Source organism: Caballeronia sp. KNU42 (assembly GCF_053760385.1).
Window position 1 is genome coordinate 247567 of sequence record NZ_JBSNBT010000003.1, and the last position, 18322, is coordinate 265888.

At 61.3% G+C, this 18322-nt stretch carries 8 protein-coding genes and 1 pseudogene; 5 read left to right on the top strand and 4 right to left on the bottom strand.

The genetic code is table 11. The features are described 5' to 3' along the window. Positions 1-36 precede the first annotated feature (36 nt). The 3 genes from ACSOSP_RS41305 (at position 37) to ACSOSP_RS41315 (ending at position 13432) form a co-directional block, all read left to right on the top strand. Positions 37-11988, top strand: a complete 11952-nt coding sequence (locus ACSOSP_RS41305) for a beta strand repeat-containing protein (protein ID WP_455315498.1) — start codon at positions 37-39, stop codon at positions 11986-11988. Next, on the top strand, positions 11985-12602 hold the full coding sequence (locus ACSOSP_RS41310; protein ID WP_455315499.1) for a tetratricopeptide repeat protein: 618 nt from the start codon (positions 11985-11987) through the stop codon (positions 12600-12602). Before ACSOSP_RS41305 ends, ACSOSP_RS41310 begins: the two co-directional genes overlap by 4 nt. Before the next feature lie 224 nt (positions 12603-12826). Next, positions 12827-13432 (top strand): hypothetical protein, encoded by a 606-nt coding sequence (locus tag ACSOSP_RS41315; protein ID WP_455315500.1) that lies wholly within the window; start codon positions 12827-12829, stop codon positions 13430-13432. Positions 13433-13463: 31 nt separating this feature from the next. On the opposite strand, the gene ACSOSP_RS41320 is transcribed toward ACSOSP_RS41315, so the two are convergent. From ACSOSP_RS41320 to tnpA, 4 genes and pseudogenes are all read right to left on the bottom strand, one after another. Further along, positions 13464-14471, bottom strand: a complete 1008-nt coding sequence (locus tag ACSOSP_RS41320; protein WP_455315501.1) for a hypothetical protein — start codon at positions 14469-14471, stop codon at positions 13464-13466. 69 nt (positions 14472-14540) lie between these two features. Next, positions 14541-16116: pseudogene (tnpC, locus tag ACSOSP_RS41325) on the bottom strand (IS66 family transposase). A gap of 86 nt (positions 16117-16202) precedes the next feature. Beyond that, a complete protein-coding gene (gene tnpB, locus ACSOSP_RS41330; RefSeq protein WP_062093253.1) occupies positions 16203-16556 on the bottom strand; it encodes an IS66 family insertion sequence element accessory protein TnpB in 354 nt (117 codons plus the stop codon). Continuing rightward, positions 16556-17020: an IS66-like element accessory protein TnpA gene (gene tnpA / locus ACSOSP_RS41335; RefSeq protein WP_455315502.1), complete on the bottom strand. Its 465-nt coding sequence runs from the start codon at positions 17018-17020 to the stop codon at positions 16556-16558. The genes tnpB and tnpA overlap by 1 nt, the downstream gene beginning before the upstream one ends. A 295-nt stretch (positions 17021-17315) precedes the next feature. Here tnpA and ACSOSP_RS41340 point away from each other — a divergent pair, with 295 nt between their 5' ends. Next, positions 17316-17744 carry a GNAT family N-acetyltransferase gene (locus ACSOSP_RS41340; protein WP_455315503.1) on the top strand — a complete coding sequence of 143 codons (429 nt, stop codon included), beginning with the start codon at positions 17316-17318 and terminating at the stop codon, positions 17742-17744. Positions 17745-17921: 177 nt separating this feature from the next. Then, positions 17922-18278, top strand: a complete 357-nt coding sequence (locus tag ACSOSP_RS41345; RefSeq protein ID WP_455315504.1) for a GNAT family N-acetyltransferase — start codon at positions 17922-17924, stop codon at positions 18276-18278. The last annotated feature ends 44 nt before the right edge of the window (positions 18279-18322 follow it).

The following is an 18322-nucleotide window of genomic DNA, read 5'->3' on the forward strand; positions in this document are numbered from 1 at the left end:
CTCATGAAGAAAAAAACGAATAAGAAAGAGATCATCATGAACGCGATCACGCGCAACGCTTTGCGGAAACTCGAGCATAGCCGTCAGGTACAGGCTGAGCTGCGAGACGAGAACCGGCATCCGGCACGACCGTGGTGGTCCGTTCGCGCACCGTTGCGTGCATACCGGTGGTGGCAGCGTGCGGTGTCGGCGCTGGTCGCGTTGACGTTGTTCGCGGGACCGCTTTCAGCGACGTTCGAGCAGAGCCGGGACGCGGCCGGCGTACTGGCCGCAGGCAGCCGGCGCCTGGATGACGACGCATGGCAGCGCATTGTCGATCTGGCCGCGCTGCGGGTGCGTTTTTCAATGCAGGAGGCACAGGCCACGCCGATCGTCGACCCCGCCGCGCCGATCTCGTTCCAGCCAAAGATCACGCAGACCACGGGTGCGGGCGGCGGTGTGCCTGTCGTCAACATCACGGCGCCGAACGCAGCCGGTATATCGCTGAACCAGTACCAGAGCTTCAATATCGACCCGGTCGGTCTGATTCTTAACAACAGCCTGATGTCCGGTACCTCGCTCACAGGGGGAGACCTCCAGGCAAATCCTAATTTGTCGAGCCGCACTGCGAGCGTCATCGTCAACCAGGTGACGTCGACAGGCGCCGCCTACGCGAGTCTGCTGAACGGTCCGCTGGAAGTGTTCGGCGCACCCGCGACGGTCATCATCGCGAACCCGAACGGCATTACGACGCGCGGTACCGGCTTTACGAACACCATCGGCGTCACGCTGTCGACGGGCACGCCGCAGTTTCTGAGCGACCTCAACGGTACCGTTAGCGACTTCAGCAATGCGCAGGCCGTCGGTTACAGCGTGACCGGTGGGCATATCCAGATTGAAGGCAACGCAGGCGTGAACGGCCCGGGTGCCGGAATCGAAGGCACGGTCGGCACTATCGACCTGATCGGAGAAACCATCGGCGTTAATGCGCCGCTTTACGCAGGCTCGCGCATCAATGTGATTGCCGGCCGTCAGTTCGTGTTGCCTTCGTCCGTGACCGATACCGGCACGACCTACGCGACGTCGGCAAACGGCGCGGCCAACACGGGCGCTGCGATCAATCTCGCCAATGGCCAGGCGAACAACGGGCTCGCCATCGATGCCACCGCGTACGGTGCAATAACGGCCGGACAGATCCAGGTGATCGGAACTGCTGCCGGCATGGGCGTGCGCACGGACGCGCAACTGGCCTCAAACGCGGGTGAACTGCTGGTGTCGGCGAACGGTGATATTTCAGTGGCGGGGACTGCGGCGCAGCAGCAGGCGACGCTGCAGTCAAGCGGCAATGTATCGATGTCGGGTTCGCACATCGGCATCGGTGGCTATGCGATCAATGCGAACGGCGATGTCGCCTCGACCGGCACGATCCAGTCAGGCGGCAAGCTCGCCGTGACAGCCGGCGGGAACGTGAATCTGGCGAACGCGCAGTCTAACGGCGATATGGCGATTGCAGCGGGCGCGAACGCCACGCTCGGCGACGTGCAGAGCGGCGGCGCGCTGGCGGTGACGGCGCAAGGCAACGATGGTGCAGGCGATATCAATCTCAAGGGCACTTCCGTCGTCAGCGCAGCGACGACGCTGCAGGCCGCGCGAGATGTCAACTTCAATGGCCAGACCAACGGCAGCACGTTGCAGGCTACCGCGCAACGCAACGTCAATGTGAACGCTGCGTTGCAGAGCTCGGGCGATCTCGCGCTGACGGCGGCACAAGGCAATATCGCAACGAATTCGACCGTGAAGAGCGGCGGCAATCTCGCCTTGAGCTCGGGACAGGACACGGTGGTGGCCGCGCAGGCGACCGCCCAGAACGCCGTTACCGTGGCAGCGGGGCGGGATTTTACGGTGAGCGGTTCGCTGGCGAGCGGTACGGCGCTCACGGCTAACGTCGCACGCGACATCTCGGTGGCGGGGTCGCTGCTGGTGGGCACCAACGCCCAGGTCACGGCAGGCCGCAATCTCGATGTGCCGGGAGTCGTGATCGTCCAACAGGATGGCGCATTCAGCGCGCAAGGCGATCTCACGGGAAGCGGCTCGCTGGCGTTCGGCCAGAGCGGCTCGCTGACGACCGGTCAGGACGTCGCCTTCACCGGCAAGCTGCTGGCCAATGGCCTGCGGGTGAGTGCAGGCAACAACGCGAGTCTCGCGGACGTGCAGGCGGGCGGCGCGTTCAACGTCGCGGCCAACGGTGTGGCGGGTGGTGGCGATGTGACGTTCAACGGCAATGCTGCGGTAGTTGGTGCGACGAACGTGCAAGCTGCACGTGACGTGCTCGTCAACGGCACGTTGGCGGGTGGCTCGCAGGTGACGCTCGATGCGCAGCGCAACGTTGCCGTCGCCAGTACGGGCACGGTGCAGGCCGTTGGCGATCTGACGATTGGCGCAGCGACGGGCAGCGCGAACTCGGCCGGTACGCTCAATGGCGCGGCCAACCTTGTCGTCAATGGCGCTCAGGATGTCGCGTTGACGGGCAGGACGAGCGTGGTCGGCGATACCACGCTCACAGCAGGACATGACCTGACCATCGGCGGCACGCTGGCCGGGCAGGGCGGTGCGACGCTCAACGCGGGGCACGACGTGATCGCGGGCGGCAGCAGCGGCTTTGTGAAGGACGCTGCCGTCAATGCAGCGAACGACCTGTCCGTGACCGGTTCGCTGCAGGGCGCCGCGGTGTCGCTAACGGCGGGACAGTCGGTGACGCTCAACAACGTGCAGGCGAACGCGGCGCTGCAGGTCGCGGCCAACGGCGGTCAGGTCACCGTCAACGGCACGGTCAGCTCACTGTCGACCGGTTCACTGACGGGAGCCGGCGACGTCGCCGTCAATGGCACTTTGCAAACTGCAGGCCTGCTCGGCATCACGAGCGGCGGGAATACGTCGATCGCCGGCACGGTGCAGTCGAACGGCGATGTAACGTTACTGAACGCTGCCGGATCATTGACGAGTACCGGCGGCATCCAGTCCGGCGGCAACCTGCTCGTGAATGCGGCGCAATCGGTGGATCTCGGCACGCAAGGCACCTCGGCACTTGGCGACCTGACCGTGAACGCGGGCCAGAACCTGACGATGAACGGTTCGGTGGTCGCGCAGGGTAACGGCACACTGACTGCGGGCGGCACGATTGCGGGTGCCGTCGCAAGCGCCTTCGGCCTTGCCGCGAACGTGAGTTCCGGTGGTGACACGAACCTGACGGGGTCGCTGCGCGGCGGGACCGTGCAGACGAGCGCCGGCGGCTCGGCGTCTTTGCAGGATGTGCAAGCCGGCTCAAGCCTCGCGCTTTCCGCGGCTAACGACCTGAACGTGACCGGAGCAGTCACGGGCGGTGCCGCAGTCACGCTCAGCGCTGGCCAGAATATCAATGTCAGCGGTTCGATCCAGTCAGCGGGCGATACGACACTCACGGCGCTTACCGGCAACGCCGGATCGACGGGCACGATCGCGAGCAATGGCGCGTTCACTGTGCAGGCTGGTTCGGACGTGAACCTCGGCGGCGCGACGACTACTGCGCTCGACACCACGCTCAACGCGGCGCGCGACGTTAATGTTACCGGCTCGCTTGCCGGGCAAGGGCAGGGCATTGTCACGGCAGGGCGCGATATTGGCGGCGCGGGGACGCTCACCTTCATGCAGGCGGCGACGCTCGACGCCGGGCGCGACATCGCGCAGGGCGGCCTGGTACAGGGTCAGTCTGTACAAGCGCACGCGGCCAACAGCGCGGCGTTCAACAACATCTCCTCGGCTGGCACGATCAACCTGCAGGCCGACGGTAGCGTGCCTGCCGGCTCAGCGGGTACTACGCCAGGCGGCGACGTGTCGATTGCCGGCAACGCGCTGGCGAACGGAGCGGTCACGCTCACCGCCGCGCGTGATGCCACCGTCGCGGGCAAGTTGTCGAGCGGGGCAACCGTGGGTATTGCCGCGCAAGGCGACATCGGCGTGAGCGGCACGGTGGAATCGGCCGGTGCGATGAATCTCACGGCCCAGGGCAATCTCAATGCGACCGGCGCTGTCACGAGCGGAAGCACGTTAAGCGTGACGACGGGTCTCGATCTGAACGCGGGAGGCGCCACCAGTTCGGTCGGCTCCATGACACTTGACGCAGGCCGCGACGCAGTGCTGAACGGCGCAATCGTCAGCGAGGCGGGCGCGACGCTCTCAGCCTCGCGTGATCTGCTCGGCAGTGGCACCCAGGCCGTAGTGCAAGACTTGAGATTATCAGCAGGACGAAATATCGGTCTGACAGGTTCGATGCAGGCGAATCAGGTTGCGGCCATTGCGGGCAACGACGCGTCGCTCAACACAGTGACCTCGGGAAGTACCTTGAGCGTTGCGGCGAACGGTCAGGCGGGCGGAGGCGATGCAGGCATCACTGGTACGGCCGCCGCGCCGGGCGCCGTGAACGTGACTGCTGCGCGCGACGTGTCGGTGAGCGGTTCGCTGACGGGCGGCCCGAACGTAACACTGAGCGCCGGTCGCAACGCGACAATCGGCGGCGCGGTGCAGTCGGTAGGCGACTTGAGCGTCACGGCTCAGACCGGAGATGTGTCGGTTAGTGGCAGCACATTGTCGAACGGTGCGACCACGTTATCGGCGGCTCAGGATGCTGCGGTTGCGGGCAAAGTGGGCGCCGGCACGGACCTCAACATCAGCACGCAGACGGGCAACGTATCGATAGGCGGAAGCGCTACGTCCAACGGCGCAACGACGATCACGTCGGCCGGCGACGCGAATGTTGGCGGGACGCTTGCAAGCGGCACGACGCTCAACATGACGGCGCAGGGCAACATCGGCGTAGCGGGGGCGATGCAATCGACTGGCGCCATGACGCTCGCGGCGCAAGGAAATCTTGACGCGACGGGCGGTATCAACAGTGGTGCGGCGTTGAACGCGAGCACCGGTCAGGATTTGATCCTCGGCGCAAGCACGAGCGCCGTTGGCGCATTGACGCTGAATGCTGAGCGCGACGTAACGCTGAACGGCGTGACGGTCGGTGAAGCGGGCGCCACGATCACGGCCATACGCGATGTGCTGGGCGGCGGCACGCAAGCCTTCGCGCAAGACGCGTTACTCACCGCAGGGCGTAACCTCGAGCTCACCGGGTCGCTCCAGGCGAACACAGTCAATGCGACCGGCGGCAACGATGCGACTCTGAACAACATTGCATCCGCCACCACGTTGACGATGAACGCCAACGGTCTGGCGGGCAGCGGCGACGCATCGATTACCGGCACGGCGAGTGCGCCGGGGGTAGTCACGATCAACGCCGCGCGGGACGTGTCCGTATCGGGTGCGTTGACGGGCGGGCAGACGGTCACGCTCGGCGGACAACGCAACGCGACCATCGGCGGATCCGTGCAGTCGGTCGGGGACTTGAGCGTCACGGCTCAGACGGGTAATGCGTCCATCGCCGGAAGTGCTGTCACGAACGGCGCATTGGCGATCACGTCGGGACTGGACACGACGATCGGCGGCCAGGCCTCGGCCGTGAACGAGATGAACCTCCAGGCCGGAGGGGATATCTCGGTCGCAGGCACGCTGGCGGGGCAACAGAACGGGACACTGTCCGCGGCAGGTAACGTGAGCGGCGCCGGAACGATGGCGTTCGCGCAGGCCGCGAACATTAGCGCGGGCCAGAACGTGGTATTGAGCGGGGCCTTGCAGGGCGCGAGCATCGATGTCACTGGCGCAAACAACGCGCAACTTGGCTCAGCGCAAGCTATCACGGGTGCGCTGAATGTGACCGCACACGGGCAAAGCGGCGGCGGTGACGTCTCCCTTCTCGGCAGCGGCACGGCGCTCGGCGCGATCGCGCTGAACGGCGCTCGCGATGTGAACGCAGCCGGGGCATTGAACAGCGGCGGCGCCACGACCGTCCAGGCGATACGCACCGCAGCGGTCAGCGACATCAACTCGACCGGTGATCTGACGCTCTCCGCGCAGACGGGTAACGTAAGCGCAGCCAACCTCACCACCCAGGGCAATCTGATCGTCTCGGGCGGCCAGGCGATGTCGCTCGCAAGTGCGACCGCGGGCGGCAATGCGACGCTCACCTCGGGCGGCAACATGGTGCTCGGGGCGGTCGGCGCACAAAACATCGGTAGCATCAACGCAGGGCGGAATCTCACCGCAAGCTCGATCGCATCCGGCCAACAAGCGACCATCGGTGCAGGTGGGTCGATCAACGTCGCGGGTGCCGTGGCCACTAACGGCGCGTTGAACGCCACGGCCGGCGACGGGCTTACTGTCGGCTCAGCGCAAGCCGGGACGACGCTTGCGCTGCAAGCGAAAGGCCAGAGCGCTCCCGGTGATGTAACCGTCAATGGCGCGACGATCTCCGGTGCGGCTACGAGCGTCACGGCCGCGCGTGACGCGAACCTTAAGGGTGCAGTAACAAGCTCGGGCGCACTGACCGTTGCGTCCGGACGCAACCTTAACGCCGGGTCGTCAATCAGCTCGAACGGGAGCACAGCGCTGTCGGCCTCGACCGGGAATCTGAATGTCGCGGGAGCGATCACGAGCGGCGGCAATCTCAGCGCGACTGCAGGCGGCTCGATCGGCGTGAACAGCGCCTTGGTGAACGGCAACACCACGCTCAATGCGCAAGGCAATATCAGCGCGAGCGGACCGTTGCTCGGTCTCGGATTCGCGAGCATTGGGGCGGCGGGGCAGGTCAGCGTCGGCGCGATTACGTTCGAGAGCGATATCGGCGTGAGCGCGGGGGCCGGCATTTCGACCGGCGCAGTGCAGACCGCAGGCCAGTTTCACGCGAATGCGAACGGCGACATTTCGCTTGGAGCGACGACGGCGGTCGGTGACGTGGGCGTCACGTCCAATTCTGGGAACGTGACTTTCAACGGCGCTGCGATCAGCGGCGGAAATCTCACGGCGGTGGCCGGCAACAGCGTCTACGCAGGCGCTGGGGTTTCATCCGCGGGTTCGGTCAGCATCAACGGTGTGAACGGCAACGTGACAGTCGGCAGCGTGTCGGCTAATGGCGATGCGAACCTGCATGCAGGACAAACGCTCAGCATGAACGGCAACACGACAGTCGTCGGGCAAGTCGGCCTGTCGGGTGCGAACGTCGGTTTGACCGGAACGATCAGTGGTTCGAAGAGCGTGAACGTCTCGGCCACCGGTACCCTCGATGCCAGCGGCGCGACCATCATCGCGTCACAAAACGAGCAGTTCTCGGGCACCAACGTCACACTGGGCAACCTGATCGCAGGCGGTTCGCTGACCGCGAACGCGTCCAACCAACTGACGCTGGCAGGTTCGCAAGTGGCGGTGGTCGGTAATGCATCGCTGGTTTCGCAAAACGGTTTTTATAACGCGAGCCAGGTGTTGTCGGGCGGTGCACTGTTCGTGTCGGCGACGAACCTGACGAATGCGGGCGGCGGATCGCTCGCGTCGACATCGACGACCACGCTCAATGCATCCAACCTGACCACCGCGGGCCTGGTCAACGGCTCTGCTACGAACGTGACGGTTGGCGGCACGCTGTCGAATGCAGGCGGCTCGCTGATGGGACTTAACTCGCTCGCCATCAATACGGGGGCGCTCAACAACCAGAACGGCCTGATTTTCGCGGGTAATCCGAACGTGGCGGGCGGCCCGACAACTGGCGACTTGTCGCTCACGATCAACGGTGGCGACGGTTCGCTGGCCAATTCAAGCGGGCAGATGCTCGCGCAGCGCAACCTGGCGATCAACGCGGGTAGCGTGTCGTTCGATCCGCTGCAGCAGGGCACGATCAGCCAGGGCGGGCAGTTGTCGATCACGGCGGCTGCTATCAGCGTTTCCGGCACATGGAACTATGGCGGGCAGGGCGTGAGCCTCTATGGCATAAGTGGCGTGACCAATACGGGAACGATCACCGGGTCATCGCCGCTTACGATCTCGACGCAAGGTGTATTCAACAACAGCGGTCAGTTGATCGGCTCCGATGTGACGCTCAACGGCACCGTGAGCAACGCTGCCGGCGCGCTCTTGCACGCGGACAACGGCCTGACGATCAATGGTGATACGACCAATCGCGGGACGGTGGAAGCGGGTACCACTCTGTCTGTCAACGGTGGCAGCTATGACAACACCGGTGCGACGACCCAGTCGAAGGGCGACATCAATTTCAGCCTTGGCGGCACGTTGCAGAACACAGGCGGATCGATTTTCGCGGGGAATAACATCAGCATTAATGCTGCGGCCGTGGTCAACGATCAGACGGCGCCGACCGGTCAGCAGACGGCCACGCAGACGGTGAGTGATCCGTCGTTTCTGTTGTCGGGATCGATCGGCACTCTTACGTCGAGCACCCTGGCGGGGAGTCTGGATCATGCTCACGCTGTCTACTCGACCGGTCCCGCGGACGTCAGCGCGCTGCTCACATCGGGCCAAGCGGCAGGCGGCACAGTCACGCTGGACCAGATGAGCGACGGCAATTGGTACGTCGATGGATCAAGTTCGCAGGCGGCGATGCAAAATGGCGGTGTAACGCAGGTCGCTCAACAGACGTTCACGCTTCCGTCCATTTCGGAGACCGTGACGACGCAGACGCCCGGAACCTCGGGGGTAATTTCGGCCGGGAATTCGATCCAGCTCACTGCCGGAAGCCTGTCGAACCGGGGCGGTCAGATCGCCGCATCGGGCGACATCTCGCTCAATATCGGCTCGCTCAGTAACGGCGGGGTTTCTCCGACCGTGCAAACGGCAGGCGTTGAGAGCGTGAACGCTGCTCAGTACGCGGCGTTCCTTAGTGCGTTAGGAGCACTCGGAACCATTGCCCTGGGTTCGACCGTGAACCCGAACAATGACCGTTATGTCGCCCCGACGACCATTGCGATCAACGCGAATTCGAGCGCGCCTTCCGCACCGCTGAGTTCGACCTGGTCATCACCGACTGGCATGATCGCGGCCGGTCACGACATGAACATCACGGGCGGTGCACTCGTCAACGCAGGCATGCTTTACGCCGGCAACAACGTTAACATCTCCGGCGCGTCGGTAACAAACCAAGGCGGCAACCAGCAAAATTCTTCGACACAAACGGGCTGTGCCTCGGGCGTGCCTAGCCTCGAATGCAATACGGGAGGTCAGACACGCGGTGGTAACCCAACGACCACCACCTTCAGTTACAACCAGAACGACGCGACGATCTACGCAGGCAACAACCTCGTCATCGCGGCCGGCCAGATCAACAACACGTTTGGCAACCTGATCGCCGGGCACGACCTCGTGGTGGGCGGAGTTGGCTCGACCGCGAGTTCAACTACGCCCGCGGGGACGCTCAACAATACGTCGGGCAACATCATTGCGGGCCACGACATTACCTTGAACGTGTCGGGCGGCATTACCAACACGTTACCCCCGCCCGTGCCAGTCCACGAAAATTATGGTTCGAACGAGCAATATTCGGGCTGCATGACTGCGGGCGGTTATAAGGAAAGCTACTGCGAGGGTTACGTCGACCAGCAGTCCGGCAGCTCATCGGTGATCAGTGCGGGCAACAACCTGAGCATCAGCGCGGGTAGCCTGACCAACATCGGTAGCTTGATCTCCGCAGGTAACACAGCAACAATTTCGGTGGCGGGTCCTGTCATCAATGAAGCGCAGACGCTGAATGCGTACTGGCACTCGCATTGGGTACAGGAAACGGGTTTGTTCAGCAGCGACAAACGCAACGATGTGTGGGCGTGCGGCTCAGTCGCCGAATGTACAGCGCTTTACGGCAGCGCATACACCGGTACGGGCGGCACGATCAACCCGCCGACGCCGGTCGGCAACATCGCCGCCACGATCCAGGCGCCGAATTTGTCGATCACATCCGGCGGACAGATCCAGAACGTCGGTAACGTGATCGGCACCTCAGTCACGCTGACCGGGCAGAAGCTAATCAACGGGATCACGACTGCGAACACGTACACACCGAAAGTGAATGCGCCATCACAGGTGATTTCGCTTAGCCCGGTCGACTTGCCAGGGTTGAATCTTTCGACGCCACGTTCGATCGGCGCTGCGCTGCCTACGGCGGTGGCTGGCAAGGCCTCGTATGTCGACAATTCGCTCGGTAGTTCGGCGATTGGAGCCTTCAGCCCGCAGGATCTGCTGAACAACCTTCCGCCGAGCCTGCAGCCGAGTTCGACGCTGTTTTACTACAACCCGCAGGAAGAGGACGTGCTGTTGCAACAGGCGGCGTTGCAACAGACGGGGCAGGCGAGTTTCATAAGTGGGCTGACTTACGACAGTAAGAACGATCTGTCGGTGACGGAGCAGGAGAAGAAAATCCTGTACCAGAACGCACTGCAATACGCGGAGACGAACAATCTTCAGCTTGGTGATGCGTTGACGCAGACGCAGATCAACGCGCTCGACGAGCCGATGCTTTGGTATGTCGAGCAGACCGTGCCGGACCCGTCGTGCCAGACGGTAGGCAATGCGACGTGTCCGATGATCACCGCGCTCATGCCGCAGGTGTATCTGCCGCAGAACACGAGTGCGATGTCGGTGGGCGGCAATATCGTCGGTCAGGACGTGACGCTGAACTTCAATCAGGGCGGCCAGGGCAGCATCCTGAACACGGGGACGATCAGCGCTTCGGGCACCTTGACGGTGAACACCAACACCCTGACGAACCAGGCTAATCAAGTCAACGTGGGGAATATCTGGCAGTACATCGCCGGTGCCGGTTACTCGGACACGACGGGTACGGTGGTTCAGCCGGGCGGGTTCATGAGCGCGGCGAATATGGACCTGAATGTCCAGACGCTGAACCAGGTCGGCGGTGCATTGCAGAAGCTCAATGCAGACGGGACAGTCGATCAGGCGGGCACGCAGCAGGTACTGGCGCAGTTGCAGCAAAGCTTGGGCAACAACTTTACACAGAGTACGGTGCAGGACAACCTGCACACGAGCTTCACGGCTGAGGGCGGAGGCGTGCCGCCTGTGGTTGTGATGGCGATTGCGGTGGCAGTGTCGATTGTGACAGCGGGGGCTGCGGCGCCCGCGTTAGGGGTGATAGTGGGGCAGATGACGGTTGCTCAAGCGATCGAGATCGCCGCTATCAGCGCGATGATGGGGAGTGCTTCGAGTCAAGCCTTCAGTGGCAATGGGTTGAATGTTGGCCAGATTGCGGAGGCGGGTGCGGTTGCGGCGATCACGGCGGGACTGACGAACGGCATCACGTATGATAGTTCGTCGGGTTTCGGCGTGTCGGGCCTCGGAGATCAGGTCTCGTCTAACAGCCTCGGGTCGCTCGCCGGGATCAACACGGCGGCAAGCAAACTTGGTGGCACCGTCACAACGGCGGGGTCGGTGGCGGCATCGAATCTGCCGGAGCAAGCACTCGCTATTGCCGGCACGTCTGCCATTTCCGCTGGAGTGCAGACCGCAATCGAAGGGGGGAGCTTCCTCAATAGTTTCAAGAGCGATTTAGTTGGAGGTGCCGCGGCGGCTGGCGCATTTGCGATCGGCGGTGAGTTCGGCTCGACGGGCAGCGACCCGAATCTTATAGCTAGCATTGCCAGTCATGCGGTTCTGGGGTGCGCCAGTTCAGCAGCACTCGGCTCAGGATGCGCGGGTGGTGCCATTGGCGGGGCTACGAGCGCGGTCATCTCGCCGTACATCATCAGCCAGATCGATCCGACCGGTGCGCCGCCGACGCCGGAGCAGGCGGCACTTGTGACGGCGATTGCGATGCTGGCTGGTGGCGGCATCGCGGGTGCGCTGGGTCAAAATGTGACCGGTGCGGCGACAGCGGCAGAAAACCAGGTTGAAAATAATGACCTCAAGCACATACTTGTCGCGCTCGGTTTCTTGACACCGCTTGCTCCTGGCAACGTTGTTGACGATGTTTCATATGGACTCACGTTGCCTGCGGACACACTGCAGGAAGAATTGAAGGAAAATGTCATAGCTCCTGTTGTGCTGGACCCATTTACGCAGGGGCCTCCTAAAAAATGATCACCATGAAGAAAACTAAGATTTCCTTGGAGTGGCAGGAGTGGAACAAGGAGCCCGACGCATCAGCTTTGGCGCATGCTGCTTCGATCTTGAGTTTTTCGGAGGCTGAGGCAGCATATAGATTACTAATCGACCAAGGATCAATACTGAGTATGGTGAACTTGGGAAGTCGGTATGAATACAGATCTGATAGTGATGGTGGGCCCGATTTTGCGCAGGCAGAATTCTGGTATCACAAGGCTATTGAGGCGGGATCTGCTGTCGCGACGCTTCCAGTTGGCTATTTTTATTTGCGTAGAAAAAATTACGAGGAAGCTCGCGAAGTATTTTCAATTGGCAGGGATCGCGATTACGCGCCCTCCATCCTCAGACTTGGAGACCTTTACGCCAAAGGGTTAGGGGTCGAGCGAAATTACGATATCGCGCAAGATTTTTTTAAACAGGCTGCTTGTCGCGGGAATCTATGGGCGAAAAGGACGGCGGCAGTTCTGGCGTTTAGACGTAGTCGAGATATTGTGACAAGATTTGGATGGTGGATGCTAGTGGCGACATCCTATCTGGAATTCAGATATCAAAAATGGCGTGAGCCACGAAGTGAGCGCCTGAAAAAATAGGCCTTGAAGACTCACCAATGAAATTTTTACTCAACCGCCGCCGCAGGATGGCGTGCGAGAGCATCGCGACGCGGTCATCCGGTTTGCGCAATTCGCGGTCGTTGTGCGTGCGAGCTGAAAAAGCGCGTCGGGGCAAAAAATTCGGATAGCAAGACCGCGTCGGGGCATGTGCGCTCGCCAAGCCCGATGGCGTCTCGGTTTGCGAGGTGCCGCCAACAGAGGACGTGTCGGGTGCTGTAGATGGTGCCATTGGCGGGGCGCTGTCCGCAGGGCTGAATCCGATCATCGACGCGAAAGGCAATATCACGCCTGCTGCCTTGACGGCGATCGAAACGCTGGTGAGCGGTAGCGTCGCGGGAGTGCTCGGACTCAATGTTCAGGGCGCAGTGACTTCGGCGCAGAATGAGACGCTGAACAATTGGGCTGCGCACATAGGGTTGTCCGGTAGCGTGACTTTGGGCGGCCTTACCTACGCAGGCGGGGTGGGTGTCGCAGCAGACGGCAACGGAAACTTAGGGTGGTACACGGCGTTCAATCAAAAAAACATACCTGGCGTAGGGTTTGGAGGATCTGGTTCAATTGGCGTTAGCGCGGGGTCGTATCCCGGTGCAGGTACGATTATGGATCTAGGAGGCCCGTTCAATACGGCAAGTTTTGGAGCTGGATTAGGGCCGTATGGAGGTTTCGATGTGTATCAAGACCCGACCAAGGCGTCCTGGAATCCATCTAGCTATGAAGGCGGTTTTACGTTCGGTCTTGGCCTCGGAGGCGGGGGATCTGTTACCCGCCCCAGTACAACAGTTCACCCGATCGGAAGCGTGAAAAATTGATGGAGAGTGAACCAAACTGTGGGAGGTCAAATCACGCCGCTCGGCGCGCATTCGGCGAGTTCGCAGCTGCAGAAGTCTTGGTCAACACGGCAAGTTTCTTAACCGAGAATTCTTCGTTGAGAACAGCAACTCTGACCTGTGCCAGACAGTGCGCTCCCTCGTCCGTCCATCGCATTTGTTGCTTCTTCGCCATGCGATGGCTGACCACCAGGTTCACCGCGGACTCGGCAATGCTGCTGCTGATCGGCAGCCCCTTGTGATAGCGCATGCCATAGTTCACAAGCGTACCGGCGTTGTTCTCGATGTAGAAGTACAGGCGGCGCAGGTTCCAGTACAACGTCGAGTGCTCATAGCCTTCCTTCGCCAACAGCGTGGCATCCAATGCCTTGATGCGGAACACCGATTGTCGGCCCTTTCCATGCCAAACCAGCCACTTGGCGTGATCGATCTCTGTCTCTACAGCGATTCGCTCGTGGGGCTCCACCGTCTGGCTTCCTAACACCGAGTTCTTGGCAGCCTTGAACTTCATCGCGATGTGAAACCAGTCCAGGATCCTTCCCCTGGCGAGCTGGCTGCCGTCCACAGCCTTGCCGAATTCGCCAGCGTCATCGCTGATCACGGTGACCCGCTCGTCTGGAGCCACGTCGCTTGCATACAGAAATTGGTCCAACCGCGCGGCCGCCGATGGCACCAGCTTATGCACATACGCGTAGAGACGGGAAGTGTGATCAGCAAGAGTTGCACGGCCCGCAACGATGCTGACATGTCGATCTCGCGTCAGCTTCTGCGCCCAAGGCGATTTCAGCTCCGCAAGGTCGCGCTCCGCCTTGCGGCTCTTGGGGCTGCTGCTAAAGCTCAGCCACGCTGAGTCGACGCTCACGCAGCCGACGGTGGTCGATTCGCGAACCTGCTCTCTGCTGCCCGCCTTTGGTCCAGACGCGATATCGCGCTCGATCTGCGCGTCCAGCGCGCTACCGACGGCGAGGATCCGACGGCGAGTACTACCGAAGGAAATCCGTAAGCGCTCGATCTCCCACACACGGGGCCAATATGGCCGCGTAGCAACGGTCGCGTCAATACGGTGGTTGGGCCAAGCGTTGTTACGCGGTCAAGTCGTAGGCTTTGAGAAGTTAAACGGCAGCAGGTCGCTAACATCAGCGTCTAATGCTCGTTGCGGCAATTCGCTAAGTACCCGTACAAGGTATGCATAAGGTTCGACGTTGCACGCTCGGCACGTGAGCATCAAGCTGTAGATCATGGCACTGGCCTTCGCACCGGCAACCGTGTCACTGAACATCCACGAGGATCTGCCCGTGCAGAATGGCCGGATGTCGATCGATGACGTTGTTATCGATTGGGGCGCGTCCGTCGTTCACGTAGCGGCTCAGGTACGTCCACTGATTGCGTGTATAGGAGATCGCTTTGCCCAGCAGGCTCTCAGGAAGGATCTGCGGTGCCAGTTCGTCAAGCCATTTCCTGAAGGACTCCAGCAGCGGCACGCTGTGTTGCTGGCGCAGCCGGAAGGTGTAGTCGACGCGCGTCTCGCTTTCAGGCAGATCGCCCTTTGCGAGTGTTTCGACCTGGTAGAGCGCCTTGAAGTATTCCAGTGCATGTGCGGCACGCCCGCTTGGTTTCTTCATGCCCTTGAAGGCATCAACAAAGGTACGTCGCGAGTGGGCGAGGCAGCCGAAGTGGGTCGGACCTTCGAGCGTGCGCCAGGCGGCGTATCCATCGGTCATCAGCAGGCCCTTGTAGCCCGCGAGGAACGCCTGGGGATATTGCTGAGCGCGCCCCGGCTGGTAGTCGAACAGCACGACGGGTTCGCAGCAGTCTTCAGCGCTACGGTACACCCACATATACGAGGTGCTCTGAGCGGCTTTGCCCGGCTCCTTGAGCACCTGTACCGTGGTCTCGTCGCCGTGAATCAGCTGTTGCGACAGCAGTGTCTTGCGCAGCGCCTCGTACAGACGGCTGTAATGCAACTCAGCAGGCCGGATGATCCAGTTCGCCAGCGTAGCGCGTCCGACTTCGATGTCCGCGCGCGCCAGCGCATGGGCCATCCGGTACAACGGTGTTCCGTCAACGTATTTGCCCGCGGTGACCGTGGCGATCATCGCCGCACTGGCATTGCTGCCCGGCAGCGGCTGGGCCGGCATCGGTGCGGTGATCACCGGCGTGCGCTCGGCGTGGCGCTCGCAGTGGCGGCATGCGTACTTGAAGCGCACGTGCTGAAGCACCGACGCCTTTACTTCGATGTGCAACTGTTCGCTGAGCTCTTCACCCATGCGGTGCAGCGCGTGTGCGCAGCACGGACATACCTTCGCGCTCTCGGGCAGATCGTATTCGATGCGTTGGCGTGGCAAGTGCGCCGGTAAAGGCTTACGTCCTGGTTTGCTTCTCGTGGGTGGCGCCGGATCCGGCAGACCCGTGTTGGGGAGCACGAACGCGTCGTCAGTGGCGCCGGCGTCCATGTCGTCGGGCTCGGTGCCGGCGATCTGTTCGGCCTCGTCGAAGACGCGATCCTTGAGCTTCTCGCTGCTTGGGGCGAAGCGCTTGCTTTGCGCGAGGCGAAACTGCTCTTCGAGCTGAGTGATCCGTTCGCCCAATTGCCGGTTGCGTGTCTCAAGTTCACGGATATAGGCCTGGGCGGCCGGCGGCAATTGGGAGAAGTCGTCTTCGTTCATGCCTCCACGATAACGAAGTGTCGCGCGCAATGGGTTTACGGGAATTTGTAACAGGCCGGCCGATGCTCACAGGTGACGCGCAACGCTCAACTGGCGTGATGGTACGAGCGTACCGGGTGGCGGCGCACAGCATCGATGTCGATGCCATCCAGGAGCCAGTGCAACTGCTCGCTCGTCAACTTGACTACGGTCTGCTGCCGTCGCGGCCAGACGAAGTGGTCTTCTTCGAGGCGCCTCAACATCATCCAGAAACCGTTGCGATCGTAGAACAGCAGTTTGACCCGGTTGCGTTTGCGGTTGTGGAAGGCGAACACGGCGCGTGCAAACGGATCGAGCTGCATGGACTGCTCGACAAGCGTCACGAGACTATTGATGCCGGCCCGGAAATCGATCGGTTCGCGATGCAGAAAGACCGTCAGGTCCGCTTCGAAGCGGAACATCAACGCGCTCCCAATGCGGCAACCATCGCATTGACGATTGCTACGTCGTCTGCTGAACATTCGAGCTCGAGCTTCACGCCGTTGGGCAGGTGGGCAGACAGCCGTGCCAGTCGTGTCGAGCGTGGCGAAACGCAGGATGGTTCTGCTCTGGTGGCACGGTGCGACGCCGGTTTGGATGCCATGACTGCTGTCGGCTCGTCGATTGCGACCACAGGAATAAAAGCTGACGCTGCGACCGGTCCGTCGTGGGAGATTAGGGACTGCGGCTGTTCACGCGCGCGAACCCATTTATGCAACTGATTGGCATTAACGCCCGCCTTCAGGGCGAGGCCCGATAGCGAAGCGCCTGGCCGCAGACAGGCTTCGACGAGTCGTCGCTTGTCCGTTGGATCGAAGCTTCGCTTGCCGCCGACACCAACACGCGTCACGCGTAAGGGTAAAAAGCTGAGGTCATCTTCTGTCATGGATTGCGTCCGCAAAGTTGGGTTGCGGACGCAATCGTGAGCCTTCTTAACAACGCAAGCTAGGTGTGCGAAATCGCGCGCTTACGGTCATTCCACTTTCGCCACACCGTTTTCAGACAGCCTGACGGAAAACATGATCGAAGCGTTGTGCCCGAAACGCGACCCTGAAAATTAGATCAAAAAAGATAAACTTTTCACCGTAGTATTTCCGGCTTCGGCCATCAAGGGCCATTCAGCCGATAGAGTCAAATCGACGACAATACGCGTCTTCAATCAACCCAGCAGAGGAGCACCTGTGACGGTGACAATTCGAGCGGCTGAACCCAAAGACAGTGTCTCCATCGCCGCACTAATGCATCAGCTAGGCTACGGCGTGACACCCGAAATAATTCGTGAAAAGCTATCCGCTTTGGTCGACAGTGCTTCAGATGCCGCGTTCGTAGCTTGCGAAGACAATATTGCAATAGGCTGCGTCAGCCTACACGCGCTTCCGTTGTTCCATATGCATGGGTCGCTTGGACGCATTACTAGTCTCATCGTCGATGAAGAACATCGCGGCCGCGGTATAGGCCAGATGTTGATCCAAGCTACTGAGCGCTGGTTTCATAGTGTCGGCTGCGTCAAAGCCGAAGTGACCAGCGGTGATGTTCGAATCGACGCCCATCGCTTCTATGAGAAGGAAGGTTTTACGCGTGATGGTCAGCGGCTCTCGAAGAAAATTTAGAGCGTTATTGCAACGCCTGACTTCGGCAAGTTCGGTCACTCGACTTCGGTAGTTACATCGTCGACAATTCTCGCAAGATGACAATGCTGCAGGGGATGGTGATACATGTCGAACGTTACATTGCGCCCGGCCACCGGGCAGGACTGGGAGTTCGTTGCCGCTGTTACGGAAGCCTGCATGCGTGACTATGTCGAACTGACTTGGGGCAAATGGCTGGCGGACGTGCCAAACGATTTCCAGGCCAGCATCCATCAGATCGTTCAGTGCGATGGCGACGATATCGGCTGTCTCGCATTGGTCGATGAACCCGCCGTTCTAACGTTGAAGACCCTCTATATTTTGCCGAGCCATCAAAATCGCGGCATCGGCGCGTTCCTGATGCGGCAGGTTATTGAGCACGCACGCGCTTCAGGAAAGCCCATTCACCTGCGCGTTCTTCGCGTGAGTCCCGCTCGGCGTTTCTACGAATGGCATGGCTTCGTGGTAACTCACTCCTCCGAAGAGCGGCACTTCATGACTCGTTCCACCGGCTGACGTATTGCCTGTTTCGACTAGGCGGTCGGGCGGCCACCCGCGTC

What these genes read in the sequence shown, in the direction of transcription:
- ACSOSP_RS41305 (WP_455315498.1), top strand. Translation starts at nt 37, where the DNA reads ATGAACGCGATCACGCGCAACGCTTTGCGGAAACTCGAGCATAGCCGT.
- ACSOSP_RS41310 (WP_455315499.1), top strand. Translation starts at nt 11,985, where the DNA reads ATGATCACCATGAAGAAAACTAAGATTTCCTTGGAGTGGCAGGAGTGG.
- tnpB (WP_062093253.1), bottom strand. Translation starts at nt 16,556, where the DNA reads ATGTTCCGCTTCGAAGCGGACCTGACGGTCTTTCTGCATCGCGAACCG.
- tnpA (WP_455315502.1), bottom strand. Translation starts at nt 17,020, where the DNA reads ATGACAGAAGATGACCTCAGCTTTTTACCCTTACGCGTGACGCGTGTT.
- ACSOSP_RS41345 (WP_455315504.1), top strand. Translation starts at nt 17,922, where the DNA reads ATGCGTGACTATGTCGAACTGACTTGGGGCAAATGGCTGGCGGACGTG.